Origin of the sequence: Burkholderia sp. BCC1999 (assembly GCF_905339975.1) — a bacterium.
Classification (GTDB): Bacteria; Pseudomonadota; Gammaproteobacteria; order Burkholderiales; family Burkholderiaceae; genus Burkholderia.
In genome coordinates, this window is record NZ_CAJPHP010000011.1 from 215,874 (window position 1) to 239,002 (window position 23,129).

The window sequence follows — 23,129 nt, forward strand, 5'->3', positions numbered from 1 at the left end:
CACGCTCCGTGTCACGGCTTCTTCAGTTCGACGACGGTCAGCGCGCCGTTCACTTCTTGCGCGACGAAGTCGATCTTGTCGCCGGTCCTGACCTGCGACAGCATCGCCGGGTCCTTCACCTTGAACACCATCGTCATCGCCTCCATCCCGAGATTCTCCAGCGGGCCATGCTTGATCGTCAGCTTGCCGGCAGCCGTATCGACCTTGCGGATTTCACCGTGCGACATGCGCTGCGCCGCGTCGGCGCCCTGCTTCGCGCCTCCGCCCATGTCCATGCCGACCATGTCGCCGGCCGCGTACGTCGCGGCGGAAAACGCCAGCGCGCAACCCGTTGCCATCAAAACCAGTCCCTTCTTCATCGTGTCGACTCCCGTGTGAGTGAAATGAAACCGGCGGCCGCATCGGCGCGGCCGCCGCGTGCTGCTGCTCGGCCTCAGCCGTCCGGTAATTCGCCGGTGTATTCGTAGGCAACGGTGCCCTTCGGATGCCGGAACCAGCCCGGATCGCGATAGTCGTTGCGGCCAAGCCCCTGCCGCACCTTGCAGACCGTGAACATGCCGCCCATCTCCAGCGGCCCGAACGGGCCCGTGCCCGTCATCATCGGCAGCGTGTTGTCGGGCAGCGGCATTTCCATGCCGCCCATCGCGCCGCCCGTGCTGCCCATCGCCATGTAGTCGGGCACGAGCTTGCCGATCCGTTTCGCGAGATCCTTCTGCGGCACGCCGATCAGGTTCGGCACCTGGTGGCCCATCGCATTCATCGTGTGGTGCGACTTGTGGCAATGAAACGCCCAGTCGCCCGGGCGATCGGCGGTGAACTCGATCGCGCGCATCTGCCCCACCGCGACATCGGCCGTCACTTCCGGCCAGCGCGCCGCCGGCGGAATCCAGCCGCCGTCGGTGCCCGCGACTTCGAAGCTGTAGCCGTGCAGGTGGATCGGATGGTTCGTCATCGTCAGGTTGCCGAATCGAATCCGCACGCGGTCGCCGGCACGCACCGGCAGCGGATCGATGCCCGGGAACACGCGGGAATTGAACGTCCACATGTTGAAGTCGGTCATCTCGTTCACGCGCGGCGTGTAGCTGCCCGGATCGATGTCGTACGCGGCGAGCAGGAACACGAAATCGCGATCGACCGGCATCGTGCCGCGATCCTTCGGGTGCACGATGAACATGCCCATCATGCCCATCGCCATCTGCACCATCTCGTCGGCGTGCGGGTGATACATGAACGTGCCGTGCGATTCGAGCTGGAACTCGTAGACGAAGGTCTTACCGGGCGGGATGTGCGGCTGCGTGAGGCCGCCGACGCCGTCCATCCCGTTCGGCAGCCGCAGCCCATGCCAGTGGATCGTCGTGTGTTCGGGCAGCCGGTTGGTCACGAAGATGCGAACCTTGTCGCCTTCGACGGCCTCGATCGTCGGGCCCGGCGACTGGCTGTTGTAGCCCCACAGGTTCGCGTTCATGCCGGGCGCCATCTCGCGCACGACGGGCTCGGCCGTCAGGTGGAATTCCTTCCAGCCGTTCTTCATCCGCCACGGCAGCGACCAGCCGTTCAGCGTCGCGACGGGCGTGTACGGGCGGCCGTTCGGCGGCACGAGCGGCGGCTGCGTACCGGTTTTCGCCATCGTGGGCGCTTCGGGCAGCGAGGCGGCGCCGGCCTTGCTGACCATCGCCGCACCGAGCAGCGCGGCGCCCGAGCCGCTGAGAAATTGTCGACGGGACACCATGTCAATGACCTTCCGGATGCATTTGCGTCGCGGGCGCCGGTTGCGCCGCGGGGGTGGAAGCCGGCTGCGGGGCAGCATCGGCGTTGGGAATGGATTCGGGTGCCGGTTCGGCGGATTGCGTCGCACCCGACGACGGCAACCGGCCGCCGACGGCCATCTGCAGATCGGTTTCGGCGAGCCAGTAGTCCTTCAGCGCGTCGATGTAGCCGTTCACTGCACCGACCTGTTCGCGCGCATCGCTCAGCAGTTCGAACACGCTCGCGAGCATCCCGTTGTAGCGCAGCAGCAGTTCGTCCGAGATCGTCTTGCGCAGCGGCACGACTTCATCGCGGTAGTGCGTCGCGACGTCGTAGCTCGTCACGTACGCCGCGTACGATTCGCGCACTTCGGAGCGTGCGTCGATCGCCGTCTTCGCGAGCCGGTTCGCCGACTGCATGTAGATGGCCTCGGCGCGCGCGACCTTCGCGCCGCCCCAGTCGAACAGCGGAATCTCGATGCTGATCTCGTAGCCGTGCTCGTGGCCCTTGCCGGTTTCGTAGTTGTTCACGTAGCCGAGATCGACCGCGTTGACGAAGCGTGTCGCCTTGCTGAGGCCGAGCGACGACGCGACGCCCTGCGTCTGCAGCTTCGCGGCCTGGATGTCGAAGCGGTTGCTCATCGCGAAGCGTTCGAGATCGGGCAGGTTCGGCCGCGCTTTCGGCAGGTCGGGCAAGCGCTCGGGCAGCGCGTATTGCGTGCGCTCGCCCCACAGCCCCATCGCGCGCGTGAGTTTCTCGCGTGCGGCCACGGCCTGCTGGCGCGCCTTCGCGTGCTGCGCGACCGCGTCGGCATGAAACGCCTGTTCGCGCGCGTAGTCGAGGCGGCTGAAGTTGCCGGCCTGCCGCATGCGCTGCGCGAGTTCGGCCGCCGCGCTCGCGGCGTCGCGTACCTGTTGCGCATAGTTCGCGGCCTGCTCGGCGGCGACGGCTTCCACGTAGGCGCGGCGTGCGTCGGCCGCCACCTTCAACATAGCGTCGGCCGTTTCGAGCTTGGTCTGCTCGAAGCGGCGACGTTCGATGTTCGTCGCGAGCGGCATCGTCAGCAACGCGAACACGTTCGCCGAGAACGTGCGGCCGAGCGTCAGCTCGCCGTCGCCGGCACGGGTGCGGCTGAACGCGAAGCGCGGGTTCGGCAGCCGGCCGGCCTGGACGAGATCGGCCTCCGACAGCCCGAGTTCGGCGTACGATGCCTGCAGGCCGCGGTTGTTCAGCAGCGCGACCTGCACCGCGTCGTCCATCGACAGCGGTTTCGCAAGCAGTTCCTTCGTGCGCGTGTCGACGGCTTCGCGGTCGGCATCGGTCTTGACGATCACCGCGTCTTTGCCGATACGTTCCGATGCGGCGGACGACACGGCGTCGAACCCGCCGTCCTTCGAAAACGTCGTACAGCCCGCGAGGAACGCCAGCGCGACCGCCGCCGCGCCGATCCTCGGCGATATCGCCAGGTTCGTCATTGCGCGGGCCCTCCGTGCGTCGCATGCGCACCGCCGTTGGGCGCCGCATGGCCGGGCTTCGCGGGCCGCTCCATCACGACGCGGTTCAGTTGTTTCCAGCCCGGGCCTGCGTCGTCGCGATACGGCCGGTAGCCGTCGAACGCGGACGTCACGGTGACGTCCGGCACCGACGCGGCGGCGTCCGCCGGATCGGGTAACGGGGTTTGCGCAGGCGCGAGCGACGGCACGAGGGCCGCCGCGCTCAACAGCGCCGCAGTGATCAGTCGCATGAAAATGTCTCGTCGTGAGTCGTCCGGCGGACCGCGTGCGGCCGCCAGCGTGAATTGCAGGTCGCGGCCTGTCGGCCACGGGCAGGGACTAGACGGAGATCCGCCGAGGCGGCCGGTCGATGCCGCCGGTCAGGAACGACACGACGACGGCCGAAAGCGGTGGCGCGGCGATCGCGGCGCTGACGCTCGCGACGGCCGGCACGGCTCCCGCACCCGACATGCCCGAGCCGAAGCAGCACGACACGCACGCCGAACACGACGACGCATGCCGTGCGTGGTCGTCGTGATCGTGATGGCCCGCCTGCGCGGCCGGCATCGCGTGCGACGGCGCTTCCATCGGCGCGACGGCAACGCGTTCGCACTGCATCGAAACAGTCGCGAACGACTGGATCGGCAAGCTCAGCGCCAGCAGCACGACGAGGAGGAATTTGCGCCAGTACGACATGGATGCGGAATCAGGCAGGCAACGACCGGTTGGGCCGGCGCGGCGCCATGAAGGTGCGTGCCGGGGGACAAGACGGCTGCAGCTTATCGCCGCCGCGGTGACGACGACATGGCCGAAAGATGACCGGATTTTCATGAAAGGCGGGGATGCGGCACACGGATGCTTCATGACAATCCCGTCATCCGGCGGTCATCCTTCGCGCACGCGCGGCGCCTTAAGCTCAGGCGTTACACTGACCGGCTGGAATCACGGACAGCCTGCCTCACCATGCGGATACTGATAGTCGAAGACGAACCCAAGATGGCGTCGTACCTCCGGAAGGGGCTGATGGAGGCGAGCTACACGGTCGACATCGCGGAAACCGGCAAGGACGGGCTGTTCCTCGCGCTGCACGAGGATTTCGATCTCGTCGTGCTCGACGTGATGCTGCCGGAGCTGGACGGCTTCGAGGTGCTCAGGCGGCTGCGCGCGCAGAAGCAGACGCCCGTGCTGCTGCTCACGGCGCGCGAGGCGATCGAGGACAAGGTGACCGGGCTCGAACTCGGCGCCGACGATTACCTGCTCAAGCCGTTCGCGTATGCCGAATTCCTCGCGCGCATCCGCTCGTTGCTGCGGCGCGCGCCGCGCAACGTGCGCGACATCCTGCACGTCGCCGATCTCGAGATCGACCTGCTCAAGCGCCGCGTGCGGCGCGCCGACACCCGCATCGACCTGACCGCGCAGGAATTCGCACTGCTGCAACTGCTCGCCGAACGCGAAGGCGAAGTGCTGACGCGCACCTTCATCACGTCGCAGATCTGGGACATGAATTTCGACAGCGACACGAACGTCGTCGATGCGGCGATCAAGCGCCTGCGCGCGAAGATCGACAACGCCTATGAGAAGAAGCTGATCCACACGATCCGCGGGATGGGCTACGTGCTCGAGGATCGTTCGTGACCGTGAGCCCGGCTTCGTATTCGCTGCTGCGGCGCCTGACCGTCGCGTTCGCGGTGGTCGCCGCGCTCGTGTTCGCGCTGACCGGCGCGTACCTGTACCGCTCGCTGTCCGCCGAACTCACGCGGCGCGACGACATCGAGATCTCCGGCAAGCTCAACCAGTTCCTGCAGCTGGCGCATGCCAGCGGATCGACGGCCGCGCTGCGCGCCGATCCGGCCGTGTTTCATGAAGTGCTGCTGTCGCATCCGGGCGTCTATCTCGGCATCTACGACGCGCAAAACCGGCCACTGGTCGAACATTCCGACGAGGCCGGCAACACGCTCGTATCGGTCATCACTGCACCGCATCCGGCGGGCAACGCAGGCAGAAGCAGCAGCCCGTTCACCTGCTCGCCGCCCGGCATCGGCACGTCGCGCTGCGTGTATGCACGCACGACGCTGCCATCCGGCGAAGCGATCCAGGTCGCGCTCGCGCGCACCGCGACCGATCGCCAGTCGCTGCTCGAAAGCTATCGCGTCGACATCTGGCTCGCGGCGGCCGTCGGCGCGCTGCTGGTCGGCGCGCTCGGCTACGCGGTCGCATCGCGCGGCCTGCGCCCGGTCGAGAGCATCGGCCGGCAGACGTCGCGCATCGAGGCGCACAACCTGAACGCGCGTCTCGATGCGCGCGGCGGCCCCGTCGAGCTGCGCGAGCTCGCGACGTCGGTCAACCGGATGCTCGACCGCCTCGAACGCGCGTTCGTGCGGCTGTCGCAGTTCTCGTCCGATCTCGCGCACGACATGCGCACGCCGCTCGCGAACGTGATCAGCTCGTCGCAGGTCACGCTGTCGCGTGCGCGCACGACCGAGGAATACGAGGCGCTGATCGATTCGAACATCGAGGAATGCGAACGGCTGCAGCGGATGATCGAGAACATGCTGTTTCTCGCGCGCACCGACAATGCGCGTCAGCACCTGAAAACCGCCGAACTCGACGCGGGCAGCGAGCTGCGCCGGCTCGCGTCGTATTTCCAGGCGCTCGCCGACGAAGCCGGCGTGCGCATCGAGGTGCGCGGCGAAGCGCCGGTCGTCGCGGACGCGACGCTGTTCCGGCGCGCGGTGAGCAACCTCGCGTCGAATGCGCTCGAACACGCGGAAACCGCGTCGACGATCGAGCTGGCCGTTTCGGCACAAGGGAATTACGCGGTCGTCGAGGTCACGAATCGCGGCGCAGCGATTCCGCCCGAGCAGGTCGAACGGATCTTCGAGCGCTTCTACCGCATCGATTCGTCGCGGCACGGTGCGGCGCGCAATGCGGGCCTCGGGCTCGCGATCGTGAAGTCGATCATGGAGCTGCATCGCGGCAAGGTCGAGGTCGCGAGCCGCGACGGGCGCACGACGTTCGCGCTTTATTTTCCGCGCGGCGCACAAGGGTAAGCTGCTTGCCGCGCGGGTCGCATCGGCATGACGGCCGGTACGACGCCAGACACCGCACGACGGCCAGCGCCACCGAACACCGTCACTCCCCCGGCTCGCGCCGGATTTTCGCCTGGCGGCGATTGCGGTCGTTCAGTATCTGGTGCCGGCGATGGTCGGTCATCTTCCTCCAGTCACGCGCCTCGTCGCGCGTGCGCAGGCAGCCGACACAAAAGCCCGTCCGGCCGTCAAACGCGCAAAGTTCGATACAGGGTGATTTCACTGCCACGGTCAGGCCGCCTTCGCAGGCGTCATCACTTCGACGGTCACGTGCGACACGCCGTCGAAACCCTCGATCAGCGCATGGTAGAAACGCGCGTCGCGCACCGTATCGACGGTCTCGACCGACACGATCGCGCTCATGTGGCCGGGGCCGACACGCCACACGTGAAGATCGTTGACCTTGTCGCCAAGCGCCTCGATCGCATGACGTACGCGCGCCGCCAGCTTGCGATCGACGTTGACGTCGAGCAGGATGCCGCCCGTATCGCGCATCAGCCCGTACGACCAGTTCGCGATCACGAGCGCGCCGATAATGCCCGCGACGGGATCCATCCAGACCCAGCCGAACGCGCGGGCGAGCAGCAGGCCGACGATGGCCAGCACCGACACGGCCGCGTCGGCGATCACGTGAACGTAGGCCGACCGGATGTTGTGGTCGCGATGGGCCGCCGTTTGCGAACCGTGATCGTGATGCGCGTGATGGTCATCATCGTCGTGATCGTGATCGTGGTCGTGCCCATGATGATGACCGTGCCCATGGTCATGGCCATGCCCATGGTGATGGCCGCCGCTCAGCAGCCACACGCTGGCGAGGTTCACCGCGAGCCCCAGCACGGCAATCGGAATCGCTTCGCCGAAATGAATGGGAACGGGCGCAAGCAGACGCGCAATCGCCTCGTAGCCGATCAGGATCGCGATCATCGCCAGCACGATCGCGCTCGTGAAGCCGGCCAGGTCGCCCAGCTTGCCGGTGCCGAACACGAAGCGCGGATCGTCCGCATGCTTGCGCGCATAGGTATAGGCCAGCGCGGCGATCAGCATCGCGCCTGCGTGCGTCGACATGTGCAACCCGTCGGCGACGAGCGCGAGCGATCCGAACAGCGTGCCGCCGACGATCTCGGCCACCATCATCGCCGAGCACAGGCCGATGACCATCCACGTCTTCCGTTCGTTCTGCTCGTGCGCATCGCCGAGGAAGATATGGTCATGCCCCGCGCCGAACGCGTCATCCCGGAAAGCATTCATGCTCTGCCCCGATTACTTGAAATAGCTATGCACCACGTCGATCAGCTGCTCGGTCGCGCTGCCTTCGTGTGCGTCAGGTTCGTGCGCATCGACCAGATGCTCGCGAATGTGGTCTTCCAGCACGACGGCCAGCAACCCGTTCATTGCGCCGCGGCAACTCGTGATCAATTGCAGGACCTCGTTGCAGCCGCGCTCGTCCCCGAGCGCGCGCTCGATGGCCTCGACCTGGCCCTTGATTCGACGCACGCGGTTCAGCAACTTCTGTTTTTCACGGACGGTATGGCTCATCGACGACGGGCTCCTGAATAGGGAAGGGGAGTATATATCCGGAAGGCTTCCCCTATAGGGGAGAGGGGTATATTTTTTTGAAGTGAAGGCTTGTCGAAAGAAATCCGCTCGGCTAGACTGCCCTTCGTCTTTGGGGAGTAGCCTGCTTTCCGTCCCCGGAAAGCGAACGCGTCAACACACTCGGCCTGTGGCCGTGGCGCGTTCAGCCTGATCGGCCTGGCGAGACCATGGGCGCATCGCGTCGTTCCTGGTCGGACGTCGGCGGATGCGCCATGGTTCTTCAGCGTCCGACCACGGAGTCCCCATGTTCCCCGCCGTCTTGTCCCCGCGCTCCCCCGCCCGCCCTCCACGTGCCTGCGGAGGTGCCGCATGACCTTCATGCTCCTCGAACTGGCGTTCATGCTGATCGTCATCCTCATCGCGGCCGAGGTCTTCACCAATGCGCTCGAACATCTCGGCGAACGCCTGAAGATTTCCGAAGGCGTGACCGGTTCGCTGTTCGCGGCCGTCGGCACGGCGCTGCCCGAAACGATGGTGCCGCTGCTCGCCCTGGCCGGCGGCACGGCGAACCAGGCCGTGAACGAGGAAATCGGCGTCGGCGCGATTCTCGGCGCACCGCTGATGCTCGCGACGCTCACCACGTTCCTGATGACACTCGCCGTGATCCGCTCGCGCGGGCTGCGCGGCACGATCGCACCGGAACGCACGGGCTTCGTGCGCGACATGAACTACTTCCTCGCCGCGTTCTCGCTGGCCACCGCGGCGATGTTCGTCCCGCATCACAACTGGGCCGTGCGCGCGCTGCTCGCCGCAATGCTGGTCGGCATCTACGTGATGTACGTCGTGATGACGTTCCGCGCGTCGACCCGGCTCGTCGATGCCGGGCACGGCACCGAGGCGCCGCACACGATGTTCCTGTCGCGCGTGGGCCTGCCGACCAATCTTGCGACGATCGCGCTGCAGTTGCTGATCGGCCTCGCGCTGCTGATCGGCGGCGCGAAGGGCTTCATTCACGGCGTGGAAGGCGTGTCGCAGGTGCTCGGCATCTCGGCGCTGCTGCTGTCGCTGATCATCGTGCCGATCGCGACGGAACTGCCGGAGAAGGTCAACAGCGTGCTGTGGATCCGCCGCAAGAAGGACACGCTCGCGTTCGGCAACATCACCGGCGCGATGGTGTTCCAGGGTACGCTGCTGCCCGCGATCGGCATCATGCTGACGCCGTGGGAGCCGCGCCCCGAAGTGCTGACCGGCGTGATCATCACGCTCGCGGCGGCTGCATGGTTGCGCTTCAACGCGCGTACGCGCGGGCTCGCGATCTGGGCGTTGCTCGCGAACGGCGCGGGTTATGCAGGGTATCTGGTCCTGACGCTTGTGCGCTGACGTACTGACGCCAGGACCGGGCGCGCCGGCCGACGGACACGTCGGCGCGGCGCGCTTCAAGGTGCAGGATGCGGGCGACGGTTGCGCCCGCCCCGGACGATCAGGAACCCTTGACGAGCTTGACGATCGTCAGCGTGCCGTCGACCTTCTCGATCCGCACCTTCACCTTGTCGCCCGCATGCGCGTGCGCGAGCATCGCGGCGTCCTTCGCCTTGAACGCCATCGTCATCGCCGGCATCCCGACGTTGTCGAGGGCGCCGTGCTTCAGCGTGATCTTGCCGCTCGCGGCATCGACCTTCTTCACTTCGGCATCGGTCAGCGCGGCAGTCGAATCGGCCGCACCGTCCGACGACATCTTCATGCCGGACATGTCCATGCCCGACATCTCGCCGGCGGCAAACGCCGGTACGGCGGCAACGCCGAGCGCGACGACGGCGGTTGCGGTGGCGATCAATTGATTCATCTTCATCGTGATTCTCCGGTTGGGATGGATGGCACGTTCGTGCCGGAAGGAACTGCATCGGAATGCCGCGCCCGGCCCGCGCTTCGCGCACGACGGCGCTGAAGCAGGAGCCACGCGGCGGGAATGACGAACATCGACAGCAGCGGCGCCGTGACCATGCCGCCGACCATCGGCGCGGCGATACGCTGCATGACTTCGGAGCCGGCGCCGTGGCCGACCATGATCGGCACGAGCCCGGCGAGCACGACGGCGACCGTCATTGCCTTCGGCCGCACGCGCAGCACCGCGCCTTCGCGGATCGCGTCGAGCAGCACCGCATCGGTCAGCGGTTCACCGGCATCGAGCCGGCGCTGCAGCGCGCCCTTCAGGTACAGCAGCATCACGACGCCGAACTCGGCGGCCACGCCCGCGAGCGCGATGAAGCCGACCGACGTCGCGACCGACACCGCATGGCCGAGCGCCCACACGAGCCAGAAGCCGCCGACCAGCGCGAACGGCACCGTCGACATCAGCAGCAGCGCGTCGGCCGCCGAGTCGAACGTGAGGAACAGCAGCACGAAGATCACGACGAGCGTGACGGGCACGACGGTGCGCAACGTCGCCGCCGCGCGTTCGAGATACTCGAACTGCCCCGACCACGCGATCGAATAGCCGGGCGGCAACGCGACCTGTTGCGCGACGGCCTGCTGCATGGCACGGACCGCCGTGCTCAGGTCGACGCCGCGGAGATCGACGTACACATAGCCGGACAGCCGCGCGTTCTCGCTGCGAATCATCGGCGGCCCGTCGGCGATGTCGATGCGCGCGACGTCGCCGAGGCGGATCTGCGCGCCGCGCGCGGTGACAACCGGCAGTTGCCGCAGGTTCTCGAGCGAATCGCGGATCTCGCGCGGATAGCGGATGTTGATCGGAAAGCGCTCGCGCCCCGCGATCACTTCACCGACATCGTCGCCGCCGACCGCCGACGACACGACCGACTGGATATCGGCCACCGACAGCCCGTAGCGCGCGGCGGCGAGCCGGTCGATGTCGACGTCGATGTAGCGGCCGCCGTTCAGCCGCTCCGCGAGCGCGGAGGTGACACCCGGCACGGGCTTCACCGCGGCCTCGACCTGCTTCGCGATCGCGTCGATGCCGGCCAGGTCAGGCCCGGAAATCTTCACGCCGACCGGCGTCTTGATCCCGGTGGATAGCATGTCGAGCCGGTTGCGGATCGGCGGCACCCACACGTTCGACAGACCTGGCACCTTCACCGTCCGGTCGAGTTCGTCGACGAGCTTCTCCGGCGTCATGCCGGGCCGCCACGCGCTGCGCGGCTTGAAGCGAATCGTCGTCTCGAACATCTCGAGCGGCGCGGGATCGGTCGCGGTATCGGCGCGACCCGATTTGCCGAACACCGTGTCGACCTCGGGCACGGTCTTGATCAGCCGGTCGGTCTGCTGCAGCAGCTCGCTCGCCTTGTCCGCCGAAATGCCCGGCAGCGCGGTCGGCATGTACAGCAGGTCGCCTTCGTCGAGCGGCGGCATGAATTCGCCGCCGAGCCGCGACAACGGCATGGCCGTCAGCACGAGCGCGACGACCGCGACGCCGATCGCGAACCACGGGCGCCGCAGCGTCGCCTCGAGCAGTGGCCGGTACAGGCGGATCAGCACGCGGTTGATCGGGTTCGCGTGTTCGTGCGGAATGCGGCCGCGCACGAGATAGCCCATCAGCACCGGCACCAGCGTGACCGACAACCCGGCGGCCGCGGCGATCGTATAGGTCTTCGTGAACGCCAGCGGCGCGAACAGCTTGCCCTCCTGCCCTTCCAGCGAAAACACCGGAATGAACGACAGCGTGATGATCAGCAGCGAGAAGAACAGCGCGGGCCCGACTTCCGCCGCCGACGCCGCAACGAGCTCCCAGCGGCGCGCGACCGTGAGCGGCTCGCCCGGATGCGCGTGGTCGTACGCTTCCAGATGCTTGTGCGCGTTCTCGATCATCACGATCGCCGCGTCGATCATCGCGCCGATCGCGATCGCGATCCCGCCGAGCGACATCAGGTTCGCGTTCACGCCCTGGTAGCGCATCACGATGAACGCGGCCAGCACGCCGAGCGGCAGCGACAGGATCGCGACGAACGCGCTGCGCAGATGGAACAGGAACACCGCGCAGACGATCCCGACGATGACGAATTCCTCGATCAGCTTGTCCTTCAGGTTGCCGACGGCGCGCTCGATCAGTTGCGAACGATCATAGGTCGTGACGATCTCGACGCCGGGCGGCAGCGAACGCTTCAGGCCGGCGAGCTTCGCCTTCACCGCATCGATCGTCGTCAGTGCGTTCTTGCCCGAGCGCATCACGACGACGCCGCCCGCCACCTCGCCCTGCCCGTTCAACTCGGCGATCCCGCGTCGCATCGCCGGGCCGACCTGGATGCGCGCGACGTCGCCGAGCAGCACGGGCGTACCCGCGTCGTCGGTGCGCAGCACGACATGGCGGAAGTCATCGAGCGTGCGCAGGTAGCCGGACGAACGCACCATGTACTCCGACTCGGCCAGCTCGACGACCGACCCGCCGGATTCCTGGTTGGCCTGACGCAGCGCATCCGCGACCGCGCCCTGCGTGATGCCGTAGGCGCGCAGCTTGTCGGGATCGAGCACGACCTGGTACTGGCGCACCATGCCGCCGATGCTCGCGACTTCCGAGACGTCCGGCACCGCCTTCAGCTCGAACTTCAGGAACCAGTCGTTGAGCGCGCGCAGTTGCCCGAGATCGTGATGGCCGGTGCGATCGACGAGCGCGTACTCGTACACCCAGCCGACGCCGGTCGCATCGGGCCCGAGCGACACGGTCGCGCCGGCCGGCAGCCGGCTCTGCACCTGGCTCAGGTACTCGAGCACGCGCGAGCGCGCCCAGTACGGATCGGTGTGGTCGTCGAACAGCACGTAGACGAACGCGTCGCCGAACGACGAGTACGCGCGCACGGTTTTCGCGCCCGGTACGCCGAGCAGCGTCGTCGTCAACGGATAGGTGACCTGATCCTCGACGACCTGCGGCGCCTTGCCCGGATACGATGCCTTCACGATCACCTGCGTGTCCGACAGGTCGGGCAATGCGTCGAGCGGCGTCTGGCGCAGCGAATGAACGCCCCATGCCGCGATCAGTACGGTGGCCAGCAGCACGAGGAAGCGGTTCCGGACCGACCAGAGAATGATGCGCGCGATCATCGTCCGCCTCCCTGCGGCTCGACCTTCGTCAGCCGGTAGCCGTCGTCGGTCTGCGTGAACGCGAAACGCACGGTCTGGCCCGGCTTCACGTCCGGGAATGCCCGGGCCGTCGGCTTGCCGAACGCCATCGTCATCGCCCCCCAGCCGAGCGCCGGCACCGGTTGATGCGAGAACGTGATGTCATCGGCCGTGACCTTCTCGACCTTGCCGGTGGTTTCATAGACCGGCGCGGCGGCCGCCGTGGCGGATGCTGCCGCGCTTGCTCCCGCCGCGCGTTCCAGCCGCGGCAGCACGCTTTTCAGGCTGGCTTCCGAATCGATCAGGAACTGCCCCGACGCGACGACCGTGTCGCCTTCATGCAACCCGTCGAGCACTTCCGTATCGCCGCCGACGTCGTTGCCGACCGTGACCGATACCGGTTGAAGCCGGCCGTCGCCGTCCTTCACGATGACGATCGTGCGCTTGCCGGTCGCGATCACGGCCTCGGACGGCACGAGCAGGCGCGACACCGTGTCCTTCGCGGCGACGCGTACGCGCATCAGCATGCCGGGCGTGAGCTTCAGCGATGCGTTGTCGATCTCCACGCGCGCCTGCAGCGTACGGCTGCCGATGCTGATGCCGGGCAGCACCTCGCGGATCCGTCCGCTGAAGTGCCGCGCCGGATCGCCAGCGAACGTCGCGTCGACCGACATCCCCGGCTGCACGTTCAGCGCAAGCGCTTCCGGCACCTCGACGATCAGCCACAGCGTCGACAGCCCGGCGATCTTCGCGAGCGTCTGGCCGGGTGCGACCATCGCGCCGTCGCGCACGTTCAGCTCGCTCACGACGCCCGTTTCCGGCGCGGCGAGCACGACATGCGTCTGCGCGCGGCCGGTGCGATCGAGCGCCGCGATCATGCCGTCCGGAATCGACAGCGCCCGCATCCGTGCGCGTGCCGCATCGAGCAGGCTGCCGTCCATTCCGCCGCGCTTCAGCGCGAGATACTCTTCCTGCGGCGCGAGCCAGTCGGGCACGAACAGCGACGCGACCGGTGCGCCCTTCGCGATGCGCTGCATCGGCGCCCGCGCGTACAGACGGTCGATATAGCCCGTGACGCGCGACTGCACGACGTCCGCGCGCGATTCGTCGAACTGCGTGGTGCCCACCGCGTCGAAGCCTGCCGCCGCCTGCTGCCGGCGGACGGCCGCATAACGAATGCCGAGGTTCTGCTGCAGGCCCGGATCGATCCGGATGCCCGAGGCGTTGCCGCCTTCGTCCGCATAGACGGGCTGCAACTGCATGTCCATGAACGGCGATTTGCCCGGTTTATCGAAGTGCTGGTTCGGTACCATCGGGTCGTGCCAGTACAGCACCTTGCGTGCTGCTTGCGGATCGTGCGCGCTCGTCGCCGCGCCGCCCGCCGCATGGCGGACGCCCGCGAAATAGCCGGCGCCGGCGAGCGCCGCGCCGGCGAACGCCATCAGCGCCGCGCGCGCCAGTGATTGCTTGGTCATGGTGATCTCCTTCACTGCGCGGCGGCCATCGCCGACGGTACAACCTGATATTCGAGTTGCGCCCAGGTCTGCGACACGTCGCGCCTGAGATCGAGCACCTGCAACTGCGCGTCGAGTTGCGCGCGCCGCGCGGCGAACGTGTCGGCGAGCGCCCCGGTGCCGGCCCGGTACGCGGCCGTCGCGAGTTGCACGCGCTGATCGGCAGCAGGCAGCAGCGCGGTGCTCAGGTTCGCGATGCGTTCGCGGCCGCTTGCCAGCGTTTCGGATTGCGTACGGATATCGGCCTGCACCTGACGCAGCGTGTCCTCGTACATCAGGCGCGCCTTCGTCTCGAGCGCGGCCTTTTCGGCGACGTCGCGATTCTGGCGGTTCTTGCGATTGAGCGGCAGCGGGATCGAGACGCCGACCGACACCATGTTCGAATACGCGCCGCCGCGCTGCTGGTACGCGATCTCCCACGTCCAGTTCGAGCTGCGCTCGCTGTTCGCGACCGCCGTGTCGGCCTCGGCCACTGCGATGTCGTCCGCCGCGGCGACCAGCGCCGGCTGCGTCAGGCGCAGTTCGTCCGGCGGCAGCGACGACACGAAGGATTCGGGTGCGGGCGGCGCTCCCGTCACGTCGGCCACCGGAACGGCCGTCCAGCGGGCCAGCGCGATGAGCGCGGTGCGATACGCCTGCTGCGCCTTGAGCACCTGATCCTGCGTTTGCGCGAGCATCGCGCGCGCCTGCACGACGTCGCCCGCGCTCGCCTTCGCGCCGCGATACGACGCCTGCGTCGCCTCGAGTTCGTGATTCATGTGACCGAGCAACGCCTGCTGGAGCGCGAGTGCCTGCTTCGCGTAGACGGCATCGAGCCACGCCGTCGCGGTCTGCTGGCGCACGGCGGCGAGCTGCGCGAGATAGCCCGCGCGCTCGCGGCCGACCTGCTCGTTGGCGAGCGCCGTGCGTAGCCGCCGCTTGTCGCCGGACACCCACTCCTGCTCGATGCCGATACGGCGCATCGTCATGAAGTCCTGGCCGACGGTGAAGCGCTGCCCGCCGTTGATCGGCAGGTTATCGATGCCGGCCTTGAGCATCGGGTCCGGCAACTGGCCGGCCCGGACGGCCGCTTCGGAACGCGCGAGCACGGAAGCCTGCGCGGCCTGCATCGAAGCGGAATGATCGGTGGCGGACTGCAGCGCGGCGTCCAGCGTAAAGGGTGGCTGCTGCGCGTGAACCGCGCCCGCCACCAGCAGCGCCGCCCAAAGCATGGGCGCGCGCCGGCGCGCACGCCGCGTACGCGGCGTGCTGAAATCGAATGACATGGTGTAACCCCAAGTCGGAACCCAAAGGGATTCCACGTCCTGCGCACAGGACGAACCTCACCGCGTGGGCGGTGAACCGGTCAGATCGGGATCAGCTGATGCGTGGAGGGCGCCACAACCCGCTCGGGTCGCGGACCGGGACGGACTGCGTGTAGTGGAAGACGATCGTGCTGGCGAATGCAGCGGGACGGCTGACGTCGGTGCGCGCGGCCGGGTGATAGAGACTGCCGAACTGGCATTGGGCCGTCACCTTGCAGGCCATGCCCTTGGCCTTGGCCTTGGCTTTGGCCTTCGCGTGATCGGCGGATGACGGCTGCATCGAATCGCAGTCGCTCATGTCGGCGGACATGGCCATGTTCATGCCGGTGTCCGAATCCATCGACATCGTGTGCTGCATCGGACATTCACCGGTCAGGCCGCTGGCTGCCAGCCCACTGATGGGCAGCACCGCGCAGAGCAGCAGCAGGATGAAGGTCCGAAGCCATTTCATGGCCGCGATTATAGCGCGGCCGATTGCTGCGTGGCGGCGCGTCGATACGGCGGAATGACGCGCCGCCGCCGCGCATTACTTCAGCAGGTTGTCCGCCGCCAGCACGGCCTGCACGGCCGGCCGCGCGCGCACGCGCTCGTACCACGCGCGCAGATGCGCGTGCCGGCTCAGGTCGATATCCGCGTGGTACACCGAGCGCATCCAGTCGGCCTTGCCCCAGCCGGTGAGCGCGAACAGATAGGCATCGGCGACCGAGAACGTATCGCCCGTCAGGAACGTCCGGCCTTCGAGCTGGCGGTCGATCCATGCGAAGCGGCTGTCGAGCTTCTGCCGGACGGGCTCCACGTACTTCCCGGCCTGCACCGCATACAGCAGCGGAATGAACCCCTTGTGGATCTCGGTGCCGAGGAAGTTGAGCCATTCCATCAGCCGGTAGCGCGCGAGCGTGCCGTAAGCCGGTGCGAGCGCGGCTTCCGGGCGCTGGTCCGCGAGATACTGCGCGATCACCGGGCCTTCGCGCAACAGCGTGCCGTCGGCGAGTTCGAGCAGCGGCACGTAGCCGAGGTCGGTCACGTCGTAGTAGTTTCGGCCGTCTTCGACGACATGCTTGCGCGCGTCGACCTTGACGATCTCCGCGTCGATATTGCCTTCGCGCAGCACGATGCAGATCGCCTGCGAACAGCTGCCGGGAGCGTGATAGAGCTTCATGCGTTTCCTTCGTGGTTGTTCATGTATCGATTCGCCGCGACGCGGGCGCTAATATCTCGCATCGGCGCAGCGCTGAGAAGACGGCAGTCGTTTGTGCCGTAGTCACAAAAAATTTACCGACCAGGGTTCAGCACGATGAAAACGAGTGCGACAGGATGTTCCGTTGAAGAAGCGATGCGCCTGCTCGGCGGCCGCTGGCGGCTGTTGCTGGTGTCGTATCTGCTCGACGGGCCGAGGCGCTTCAGCGACCTGCGCCGCGACATGCCGGGCATCTCGCAACGCATGCTGACGCTCGACCTGCGCGCGCTGGAAGATGCAGGGCTCGTGCGACGGACCGTCTATCCGGAAGTGCCCGTGCGTGTCGAGTACGATCTGACCGCGGACGGTGACCGGCTGCGGCCCGTGGTCGACGTGATGCGCGAATTCGGGCTGTGGCTGAAAGCGCGCGATGTCGATGCGACGTGCGATACCGGCGCGACGCTCGAAGTGGCGATCGAAATGCAACCCGATTGCCCCGGCAACCCCAGATAACCCATACGCAGGAACCTACGTTCATGGAACTTCACGCTACCGTCGGCGCGGCGACATCCGACCTCGACGACGACGAAAGCTTCGCCAACATCTATTGTCACGATGCGGAGCAGGATTATTGCTTCGCGCTGTCGCGCTTTCCGGACGACGCGCTGATCGAAGTGATGGTGCGCGACCAGCTCAACTGGCGCGTCAAGGATCTGTCGGTGCGACTGACGGACGATACGATCGACGTCGAGATCGAACCGGGCATCGCCGCGCGTCTCGACGGTCAGACGCGTTACGTCATCCATCTCGCACCGGGCCAGTACGATCCGGTCACGCTGCGCGCCGCGCTGAAGGAGATCTTCGTCGGCAAGGACGGCTTTCAGGACGACAGCTCGCGCGGCTGACCGATTGGCCGCGCACTTCCCCGTTCACGCCGACAACCGCTCATGACGCGCACCTCGCCACTCCGACCGTTTCCGCGCGTTGCCGCGCTGCTGCTCGCCGCGTGCGCAACGCTGGCCTCCGCTGCGCATGCGGCCAAGCCGCTGCTCACGTTCAAGGTCGACGACACCGTCACGGCCCGCGTCGAACGGGCGGACAGCGAGCACGTCACCGTACGCTTCCTGCCGAGCGGCAAGACGCAAACGCTCGACGTGACCGCCGCCGACGAGGAAGGCCACTATCACCTCGCATCGGACGACTACAACTTCGACGGCCACCGCGATCTCGCGATGCACGCGACGCTCGGCATGGTCAACGACAGCTACGGCATCTACCTGTACGACGCCGCACGCCAGCAGTTCGAGCCGCTGCACATGCCGGCGAGCAACCTGCCGCACGGCAACTGCGACGACCTGGTCAACGTGGTGGCGAAACCAAAGGAACGCACGCTGTACAGTTCGTGCCGCGGCGGGCCGATCTGGTACACCGATGCGTATCGCTTCGATGCCGGCGGCAAGATGTACTTGTACCAGTCCAGCGAAGCGATACCGGACGACCTGCGCGACCTGCTCGACGCCGACAACGGCCCGTCGTCGATGCTGCTGACCTACGACGCGCAAGGCAAGCGCGTCTCGCGCCGCCCCGACGCCTATGGCGGCGGCGCCGTCACGTTCAAGGTGCGCCCGGCACGCCTGCCGCTGCACGACGCGATGACCGATGCGCCCACGCGCCGCTATGTCGTCGCAGGCGACACGGTGGAGGTGATCGACACGAGCGACGATTTTCAGTGGCTGAAGGTGCGGTATCGCAATCCGCACGTGGGTGCGGTGCAGGGTTGGGTCAGTGCGAAGGAGGCGATGGGCGGCTGATGCACGACGCGGCACGCGCATTGCCCTTTCCCACATATTGAACACCAAACATCCCATTAATAGGGATACCTGCCCAAATGTTGACGCGCTTCGCTCCACGGCTCTAACGTTCGCCCCAACGCCATTCGATTCGGCCGCCCCGTTCGCGGGCGCCGGCCGGGCACAGAACACAGGAGACAACCGTGGCCCAATCCGCGTCGCGCACCCACGCGAACCCGACGGATCAGTTGCACGCACACGCCGGCATTGCATCCGATTCCGCCGCCCGTGCGGCCGCGGCACAAGCCGCGCCACCCAGCCGTAAGCGCCTGCTGATCCTCGCGCTGCTGTTCATCACGGTCGTGATCAACTATCTCGACCGCAGCAACCTGTCGATCGCCGCGCCCGCCTTGTTCAAGGAACTGAACATCGATCCCGTCCGCGCGGGCCTCGTGTTTTCCGCGTTCGGCTGGACCTACGCATTGATGCAGATTCCGGGCGGCTGGCTCGTCGACAAGGTGTCGCCGCGCGTACTGTATGCGGGCGCGCTCGCGTTGTGGTCGGCCGCAACGCTGCTGCTCGGATTCGCGGGCTCGTTCGTCGGGCTGATCGTGCTGCGCCTCGCGGTCGGCGCACTGGAAGCGCCGGCCTACCCGATCAACAACCGCGTGGTCACGACGTGGTTCCCGACCCGCGAACGCGCCAGCGCGATCGGCGGCTACACGTCGGGCCAGTTCGTCGGCCTCGCGTTCCTGACGCCGGTGCTCGCGTGGCTGCAGGTGCATCTCGGCTGGCACATGGTGTTCGTCGCAACGGGCCTCGCCGGCATCGCGTGGGCCGCGGTCTGGTATGCGGTGTATCGCGAGCCGCGCACGTTTCGCGGCGTCAACGCGGCCGAGATCGCACTGATTCGCGATGGCGGCGGTCTCGTCGATCTCGAGGATCGTATCGCGGCGCGCAGCGAACGCGCGCCGTCGACGTGGCGCGACCTCGGCGTCGTGCTCGGCCGGCGCAAGCTGTGGGGCATCTACCTCGGCCAGTTCGCGCTGAACTCGACGCTGTGGTTCTTCCTCACGTGGTTCCCGACCTATCTCGTCAAGTATCGCGGGATGGATTTCATCAAGTCGGGTTTCCTTGCGTCGCTGCCGTTCCTCGCCGCATTCGTCGGCGTGCTGTGCTCGGGCGTGCTGTCGGACTGGCTGATGCGCCGCGGCGCATCGCAAGGCTTCGCGCGCAAACTGCCGATCATCTCGGGGCTGCTGATCTCGACCTGCATCATCGGCGCGAACTACGTCACGTCGACGGGCTGGGTGATCGCGTTCATGACGATCGCGTTCTTCGGCAACGGCTTCGCGTCGATCACGTGGTCGCTGGTGTCGGGGCTCGCGCCGGCGCGGCTGCTCGGCCTCACGGGCGGCGTGTTCAACCTGATCGGCAACCTGTCCGCGATCGCGACGCCGATCGTGATCGGGCTGCTGGTCGACGGTGCGGACTTCTCGCGCGCGATCACCTACATCGCCGCGATGGCGCTCGCGGGCAGCCTGTCGTACGGGTTGCTCGTCGGCAAGGTCGAGCGCATCGACGCTTGAGCGTCACGAGGGCGGCACGCGCGCGCCGCCCTGCCATATCGCTGCCCGCGTGCCGCGTCAGAACCGCATGAACCCGTCACACGCGAGGTCATGCGGATTGCCGGCCACGTAGTCGAGCGCGCACGCATCGGTGTCGATACCGACGGTCAGCAGCGTTTCCCAGCGCTCGGTGTCGGGCATCGACAGATCCGGGTGGAAACACACGACGGCCTGGTCGCCTGCCGCACCGCACATCGCCGCCGCGCGCTCGCGCACATCGGCGCTCGTCATCCCGGTCACGACCTCGTTCAGGTGCGCGAAGCGCTCGCGCGTGGTCGAGCTGTCGGGCATGCATTCGCCGCCGCTCAACGCGCGATCGAGGAAATGGTTCGTATGCAGCAGCCAGCCGTCCGGGCGCGGCACGACCACACCGACACCCGACGGGCTCAGCTCGATGCTCGCGGCGCGCGGGTTCGCGTCGTGCCGCGTGAACACGGTCAGCACCGTGGACGCGCTCACACGTGCGGTACGTGCGAGTTCGATCGCCTCCTGCACCGTCGTCGCATCCTCGAGCAGGCGCCGTGCGATGGCATGCACGGGCACGCCCGCGCTGTCGTTGTCGCTCGCGTGATGCAGGATGTTGAAATGCAGCCCGAGCCCCGCGCTGTTCACGCCGAGCTTCGCGAGCATCCCGAATTCGGTGAACAGCTTGACGGTGCGGCCCTGCGACGTCGCGAACTGCATCAGCAGCCCCTGCGGCGCGAGGCTGTCGTGCCAGTCCCACGTCTGCAGCGTGCGTGGCGCCTGCGGGCCGGCCGGCGCGTAGACGGTCGTCGAGCATTCGCCCTCGGCCGACGCGGGCGCGGTCGCGAGAATCTCGGTGCGCGCGTTCAGGCACGCGAGCTGCCAGCGCGGCAGCTCGACGCCGTCGGCGATCGCCTCGACTTCGGCGGCCAGGCGCGGGCACCATGCGTCGAGCGCGGCCAGGCTCGCTTCGCCGATCTCCCGCGCGCGCTGCGGATCGATGCCGAGCTTCGGGAAGAACGCGAGATAAAGCGCGACCGTCTCGCGGATCGCCGGCGCGAAACGCGCGCCGATCAGGCGGCCCCGCTCGCGCGGATCGGTGATGTCGGTCGCGAATGTGTGCAGCTTCAAGATCAAACCTCCTGTGTTGAATCAGGTCTGGGCCCGCAGCCCGGAACATATTTCGTTATACGAAAAAATCGGCACGCGCCAGCGTCAGAACGAGTAGATGAACTGCATCCCGGCCAGGTCGTTGCTGCGCGCGTACGTGCCGTTGCTCTTCAGGAACACCGGATGGTTCGCCGCGTCGTGGCGGTATTCGACCTTCACGGTAATCTGCTGCGTCGGATAGAACAACAGGTCGGCCGTGATCGCATAGCGTTGCGCGCCCTTGCATTCGGTGCCGTTCGTCGCCGAACCCTGGAAGCACGACGGATCGATGCCGAAGCCGCTCGTGCCGTTCACCGACGGGTTGCCGCCCGCGAGCCCGTACTGGATGTTCGTGCCGCCGCCGCCGTTCGACGTGTTGTTCAGGTAGTCGAAGCGCAGCGTCGCGCCCATGCGGCCGACCCACGCCTGTGTCCACTTCGTATGGCCCAGCAGCGACATCCCGTACCAGCGCGCGGTGCCGCCGTTCCATGCGCCCTTCTGCAGCTCGCCGTAGTCGACCTGCGCGTTGACCTGCGTCTTGTCGTGCGTATAGGTCATGTCGGCTTCCACGTACTTGTAGAGGCCGGTCGGCGACGAGCCGTTGCACTGGTACCCGTAGCCGCCCGCCACCGCGCACGGCGAGAACAGCGACTGCCGGCCGAGCATCCCGGAGATGCCGAAGTCGAAGGCCGTCGACGTCGCGTTGTCGAAGCGCGCGGTGATCGTCGGCGTCCAGTTGGTCTTCGTCGTGTTGTTCGCCGCGTTCGCGATCGCGCCGGCGGTGCGCAGCACCTCGTTGCCGATCACGACCTGCCAGAAGCGCGTCATCGCCGCGTTGGAACCCTTCAGCCCGATGCCGATCAGGTTGCCCGGCTCGCTGAAGTCGTACAGCATCCCGTGCGTGAGCGTGAGCATCTGGTTCGACGGCTGCACTTCGTAGCCCGCGAGGCTCGGCATCATCCCGATCTCGAAGGTGCGCGTCGTGCTGAGCGGCACGGTGACCACCGCCTGCGTGACGATGTTGTTGCCGACGCCGCCGTGCGAATTGCTGAACACGTTGCCGAAGCCGCGGTTCGGCTGGATCACGACCTCCGCTGCCGGCGCCATCGGGCCGACGCCAAAGGTCTTCTTGATGTCGAGATAGACATCGCCGATCGTGCTGTTGTAGTAGTCGTACGCACCCGGGTCGTGATTCAGGAACTGGAAGCCGGACGTGCGCTGCGCGCGGTTGAACAGATACACGGGATCGACGTAGCCGGTGATGCTCAGGCCCGCGAGCGGGCCGGTCGTCGCGGCTTCCTGCAGCGAGTCGACCTTCAGCGACGCGTTCGCGATCTGTTCGCGCATCTGCTGCAGGTCGTCGTTGGTGAACGCCGGTGCGGAATCGGCTGCCGGCGCGGCGGCCGCAGCCGCGGCCGTGTTGATCGTGCCGATCTTCGCGCTGCCCGATGCGGCAGTGGCGGTCGTTGCGGCGCCGGCCGGCTTCGCCGCCAGCATGCTCGCGCGCAGCTCGTTCACCTGCTGCTGCAGCGCGGTGACCTGCGCCTGCAGCGCCTTCATCTTGCCGGCATCGGTCGCTTGCGGTGATGTGTGTGCGATCGCCGAGGCCGCTTCGAATGCGAGCAGGCACAGCGCCGTCATGTGTTTGATTTTCATGTTCTGGGTGGTC

At 67.1% G+C, this 23,129-nt stretch carries 23 protein-coding genes and 1 riboswitch; of the genes, 7 read left to right on the forward strand and 16 right to left on the reverse strand.

Annotation, left to right across the window (positions count from 1 at the left end; all coding sequences use genetic code 11):
- Positions 1-11 precede the first annotated feature (11 nt).
- The 5 genes from U5809_RS18280 to U5809_RS18300 all read right to left on the reverse strand — a co-directional run bounded on the left by U5809_RS18280 (position 12) and on the right by U5809_RS18300 (position 3,935).
- On the reverse strand, positions 12-359 hold the full coding sequence (locus U5809_RS18280) for a copper-binding protein (protein WP_322087582.1): 348 nt from the start codon (positions 357-359) through the stop codon (positions 12-14).
- Between the two features lie 74 nt (positions 360-433).
- Positions 434-1,729: a copper oxidase gene (locus tag U5809_RS18285; protein WP_322087583.1), complete on the reverse strand. Its 1,296-nt coding sequence runs from the start codon at positions 1,727-1,729 to the stop codon at positions 434-436.
- Between the two features lies 1 nt (position 1,730).
- Positions 1,731-3,221, reverse strand: coding sequence for a TolC family protein (locus tag U5809_RS18290; protein WP_322087584.1), 1,491 nt, complete (start codon positions 3,219-3,221; stop codon positions 1,731-1,733).
- Positions 3,218-3,490, reverse strand: coding sequence for a hypothetical protein (locus U5809_RS18295; RefSeq protein WP_322087585.1), 273 nt, complete (start codon positions 3,488-3,490; stop codon positions 3,218-3,220). Before U5809_RS18295 ends, U5809_RS18290 begins: the two co-directional genes overlap by 4 nt.
- Before the next feature lie 88 nt (positions 3,491-3,578).
- Complete coding sequence (locus U5809_RS18300) at positions 3,579-3,935, reverse strand: hypothetical protein (protein ID WP_322087586.1); 357 nt, start codon at positions 3,933-3,935, stop codon at positions 3,579-3,581.
- 267 nt (positions 3,936-4,202) lie between these two features.
- Here U5809_RS18300 and U5809_RS18305 point away from each other — a divergent pair, with 267 nt between their 5' ends.
- Complete coding sequence (locus U5809_RS18305) at positions 4,203-4,874, forward strand: heavy metal response regulator transcription factor (protein ID WP_282507856.1); 672 nt, start codon at positions 4,203-4,205, stop codon at positions 4,872-4,874.
- Positions 4,871-6,289, forward strand: a complete 1,419-nt coding sequence (locus U5809_RS18310; protein ID WP_322087587.1) for a heavy metal sensor histidine kinase — start codon at positions 4,871-4,873, stop codon at positions 6,287-6,289. The genes U5809_RS18305 and U5809_RS18310 overlap by 4 nt, the downstream gene beginning before the upstream one ends.
- A gap of 82 nt (positions 6,290-6,371) precedes the next feature.
- Here U5809_RS18310 and U5809_RS18315 read toward each other — a convergent pair whose 3' ends face one another.
- Genes U5809_RS18315 through U5809_RS18325 form a run of 3 tightly spaced genes read right to left on the reverse strand, consistent with a single transcriptional unit; the run spans position 6,372 to position 7,864 of the window.
- Entirely contained in the window at positions 6,372-6,557 is a 186-nt protein-coding gene (locus U5809_RS18315; RefSeq protein WP_176051456.1) for a DUF1289 domain-containing protein, read from the reverse strand.
- A 2-nt stretch (positions 6,558-6,559) separates the two neighbouring features.
- A complete protein-coding gene (dmeF, locus tag U5809_RS18320) occupies positions 6,560-7,576 on the reverse strand; it encodes a CDF family Co(II)/Ni(II) efflux transporter DmeF (protein WP_322087588.1) in 1,017 nt (338 codons plus the stop codon).
- A 12-nt stretch (positions 7,577-7,588) separates the two neighbouring features.
- Positions 7,589-7,864, reverse strand: a complete 276-nt coding sequence (locus U5809_RS18325; protein ID WP_176051454.1) for a metal/formaldehyde-sensitive transcriptional repressor — start codon at positions 7,862-7,864, stop codon at positions 7,589-7,591.
- 120 nt (positions 7,865-7,984) lie between these two features.
- Positions 7,985-8,148: riboswitch (yybP-ykoY riboswitch) on the forward strand.
- 85 nt (positions 8,149-8,233) lie between these two features.
- On the opposite strand from U5809_RS18325, the gene U5809_RS18330 reads away from it, so the two are divergent.
- Positions 8,234-9,244: a sodium:calcium antiporter gene (locus U5809_RS18330; protein WP_322087589.1), complete on the forward strand. Its 1,011-nt coding sequence runs from the start codon at positions 8,234-8,236 to the stop codon at positions 9,242-9,244.
- A gap of 100 nt (positions 9,245-9,344) precedes the next feature.
- On the opposite strand, the gene U5809_RS18335 is transcribed toward U5809_RS18330, so the two are convergent.
- From U5809_RS18335 to U5809_RS18360, 6 genes are all read right to left on the reverse strand, one after another.
- A complete protein-coding gene (locus U5809_RS18335; RefSeq protein ID WP_176051452.1) occupies positions 9,345-9,713 on the reverse strand; it encodes a copper-binding protein in 369 nt (122 codons plus the stop codon).
- Positions 9,710-12,916, reverse strand: coding sequence for an efflux RND transporter permease subunit (locus U5809_RS18340; RefSeq protein ID WP_322087590.1), 3,207 nt, complete (start codon positions 12,914-12,916; stop codon positions 9,710-9,712). The genes U5809_RS18335 and U5809_RS18340 overlap by 4 nt, the downstream gene beginning before the upstream one ends.
- Positions 12,913-14,409, reverse strand: a complete 1,497-nt coding sequence (locus U5809_RS18345; protein ID WP_322087591.1) for an efflux RND transporter periplasmic adaptor subunit — start codon at positions 14,407-14,409, stop codon at positions 12,913-12,915. The genes U5809_RS18340 and U5809_RS18345 overlap by 4 nt, the downstream gene beginning before the upstream one ends.
- 11 nt (positions 14,410-14,420) lie before the next feature.
- Complete coding sequence (locus tag U5809_RS18350) at positions 14,421-15,713, reverse strand: TolC family protein (RefSeq protein WP_322087592.1); 1,293 nt, start codon at positions 15,711-15,713, stop codon at positions 14,421-14,423.
- Between the two features lie 91 nt (positions 15,714-15,804).
- Positions 15,805-16,203, reverse strand: coding sequence for a hypothetical protein (locus tag U5809_RS18355; RefSeq protein WP_322087593.1), 399 nt, complete (start codon positions 16,201-16,203; stop codon positions 15,805-15,807).
- 75 nt (positions 16,204-16,278) lie between these two features.
- Positions 16,279-16,911 carry a glutathione S-transferase C-terminal domain-containing protein gene (locus U5809_RS18360; RefSeq protein WP_322087594.1) on the reverse strand — a complete coding sequence of 211 codons (633 nt, stop codon included), beginning with the start codon at positions 16,909-16,911 and terminating at the stop codon, positions 16,279-16,281.
- 135 nt (positions 16,912-17,046) lie between these two features.
- Here U5809_RS18360 and U5809_RS18365 point away from each other — a divergent pair, with 135 nt between their 5' ends.
- The 4 genes from U5809_RS18365 to U5809_RS18380 all read left to right on the forward strand — a co-directional run bounded on the left by U5809_RS18365 (position 17,047) and on the right by U5809_RS18380 (position 20,308).
- Positions 17,047-17,442 (forward strand): winged helix-turn-helix transcriptional regulator, encoded by a 396-nt coding sequence (locus U5809_RS18365; RefSeq protein ID WP_282507866.1) that lies wholly within the window; start codon positions 17,047-17,049, stop codon positions 17,440-17,442.
- A gap of 23 nt (positions 17,443-17,465) precedes the next feature.
- Positions 17,466-17,834, forward strand: coding sequence for a hypothetical protein (locus U5809_RS18370; protein WP_322087595.1), 369 nt, complete (start codon positions 17,466-17,468; stop codon positions 17,832-17,834).
- A gap of 42 nt (positions 17,835-17,876) precedes the next feature.
- Complete coding sequence (locus tag U5809_RS18375; protein ID WP_322087596.1) at positions 17,877-18,740, forward strand: XAC2610-related protein; 864 nt, start codon at positions 17,877-17,879, stop codon at positions 18,738-18,740.
- A gap of 182 nt (positions 18,741-18,922) precedes the next feature.
- The gene (locus U5809_RS18380) at positions 18,923-20,308 is read left to right on the forward strand and encodes an MFS transporter (protein ID WP_322087597.1); all 1,386 of its coding nucleotides are present in this window, start codon (positions 18,923-18,925) and stop codon (positions 20,306-20,308) included.
- A gap of 57 nt (positions 20,309-20,365) precedes the next feature.
- Here U5809_RS18380 and U5809_RS18385 read toward each other — a convergent pair whose 3' ends face one another.
- Entirely contained in the window at positions 20,366-21,442 is a 1,077-nt protein-coding gene (locus U5809_RS18385; RefSeq protein ID WP_322087598.1) for a C45 family peptidase, read from the reverse strand.
- Positions 21,443-21,526: 84 nt separating this feature from the next.
- Complete coding sequence (locus U5809_RS18390) at positions 21,527-23,116, reverse strand: DUF3138 family protein (RefSeq protein WP_322087599.1); 1,590 nt, start codon at positions 23,114-23,116, stop codon at positions 21,527-21,529.
- Positions 23,117-23,129: the final 13 nt, after the last annotated feature.

Bases quoted from the DNA above. Each gene is read 5' to 3' on its own strand.
- U5809_RS18365 (WP_282507866.1), top strand. From the start codon at position 17,047: ATGAAAACGAGTGCGACAGGATGTTCCGTTGAAGAAGCGATGCGCCTG.
- U5809_RS18345 (WP_322087591.1), bottom strand. From the start codon at position 14,409: ATGACCAAGCAATCACTGGCGCGCGCGGCGCTGATGGCGTTCGCCGGC.
- U5809_RS18335 (WP_176051452.1), bottom strand. From the start codon at position 9,713: ATGAAGATGAATCAATTGATCGCCACCGCAACCGCCGTCGTCGCGCTC.
- U5809_RS18350 (WP_322087592.1), bottom strand. From the start codon at position 15,713: ATGTCATTCGATTTCAGCACGCCGCGTACGCGGCGTGCGCGCCGGCGC.
- U5809_RS18340 (WP_322087590.1), bottom strand. From the start codon at position 12,916: ATGATCGCGCGCATCATTCTCTGGTCGGTCCGGAACCGCTTCCTCGTG.
- U5809_RS18375 (WP_322087596.1), top strand. From the start codon at position 17,877: ATGACGCGCACCTCGCCACTCCGACCGTTTCCGCGCGTTGCCGCGCTG.
- U5809_RS18325 (WP_176051454.1), bottom strand. From the start codon at position 7,864: ATGAGCCATACCGTCCGTGAAAAACAGAAGTTGCTGAACCGCGTGCGT.
- U5809_RS18370 (WP_322087595.1), top strand. From the start codon at position 17,466: ATGGAACTTCACGCTACCGTCGGCGCGGCGACATCCGACCTCGACGAC.
- U5809_RS18330 (WP_322087589.1), top strand. From the start codon at position 8,234: ATGACCTTCATGCTCCTCGAACTGGCGTTCATGCTGATCGTCATCCTC.
- U5809_RS18280 (WP_322087582.1), bottom strand. From the start codon at position 359: ATGAAGAAGGGACTGGTTTTGATGGCAACGGGTTGCGCGCTGGCGTTT.
- U5809_RS18305 (WP_282507856.1), top strand. From the start codon at position 4,203: ATGCGGATACTGATAGTCGAAGACGAACCCAAGATGGCGTCGTACCTC.
- U5809_RS18300 (WP_322087586.1), bottom strand. From the start codon at position 3,935: ATGTCGTACTGGCGCAAATTCCTCCTCGTCGTGCTGCTGGCGCTGAGC.
- U5809_RS18295 (WP_322087585.1), bottom strand. From the start codon at position 3,490: ATGCGACTGATCACTGCGGCGCTGTTGAGCGCGGCGGCCCTCGTGCCG.
- U5809_RS18360 (WP_322087594.1), bottom strand. From the start codon at position 16,911: ATGAAGCTCTATCACGCTCCCGGCAGCTGTTCGCAGGCGATCTGCATC.
- dmeF (WP_322087588.1), bottom strand. From the start codon at position 7,576: ATGAATGCTTTCCGGGATGACGCGTTCGGCGCGGGGCATGACCATATC.
- U5809_RS18390 (WP_322087599.1), bottom strand. From the start codon at position 23,116: ATGAAAATCAAACACATGACGGCGCTGTGCCTGCTCGCATTCGAAGCG.
- U5809_RS18285 (WP_322087583.1), bottom strand. From the start codon at position 1,729: ATGGTGTCCCGTCGACAATTTCTCAGCGGCTCGGGCGCCGCGCTGCTC.
- U5809_RS18355 (WP_322087593.1), bottom strand. From the start codon at position 16,203: ATGAAATGGCTTCGGACCTTCATCCTGCTGCTGCTCTGCGCGGTGCTG.
- U5809_RS18290 (WP_322087584.1), bottom strand. From the start codon at position 3,221: ATGACGAACCTGGCGATATCGCCGAGGATCGGCGCGGCGGCGGTCGCG.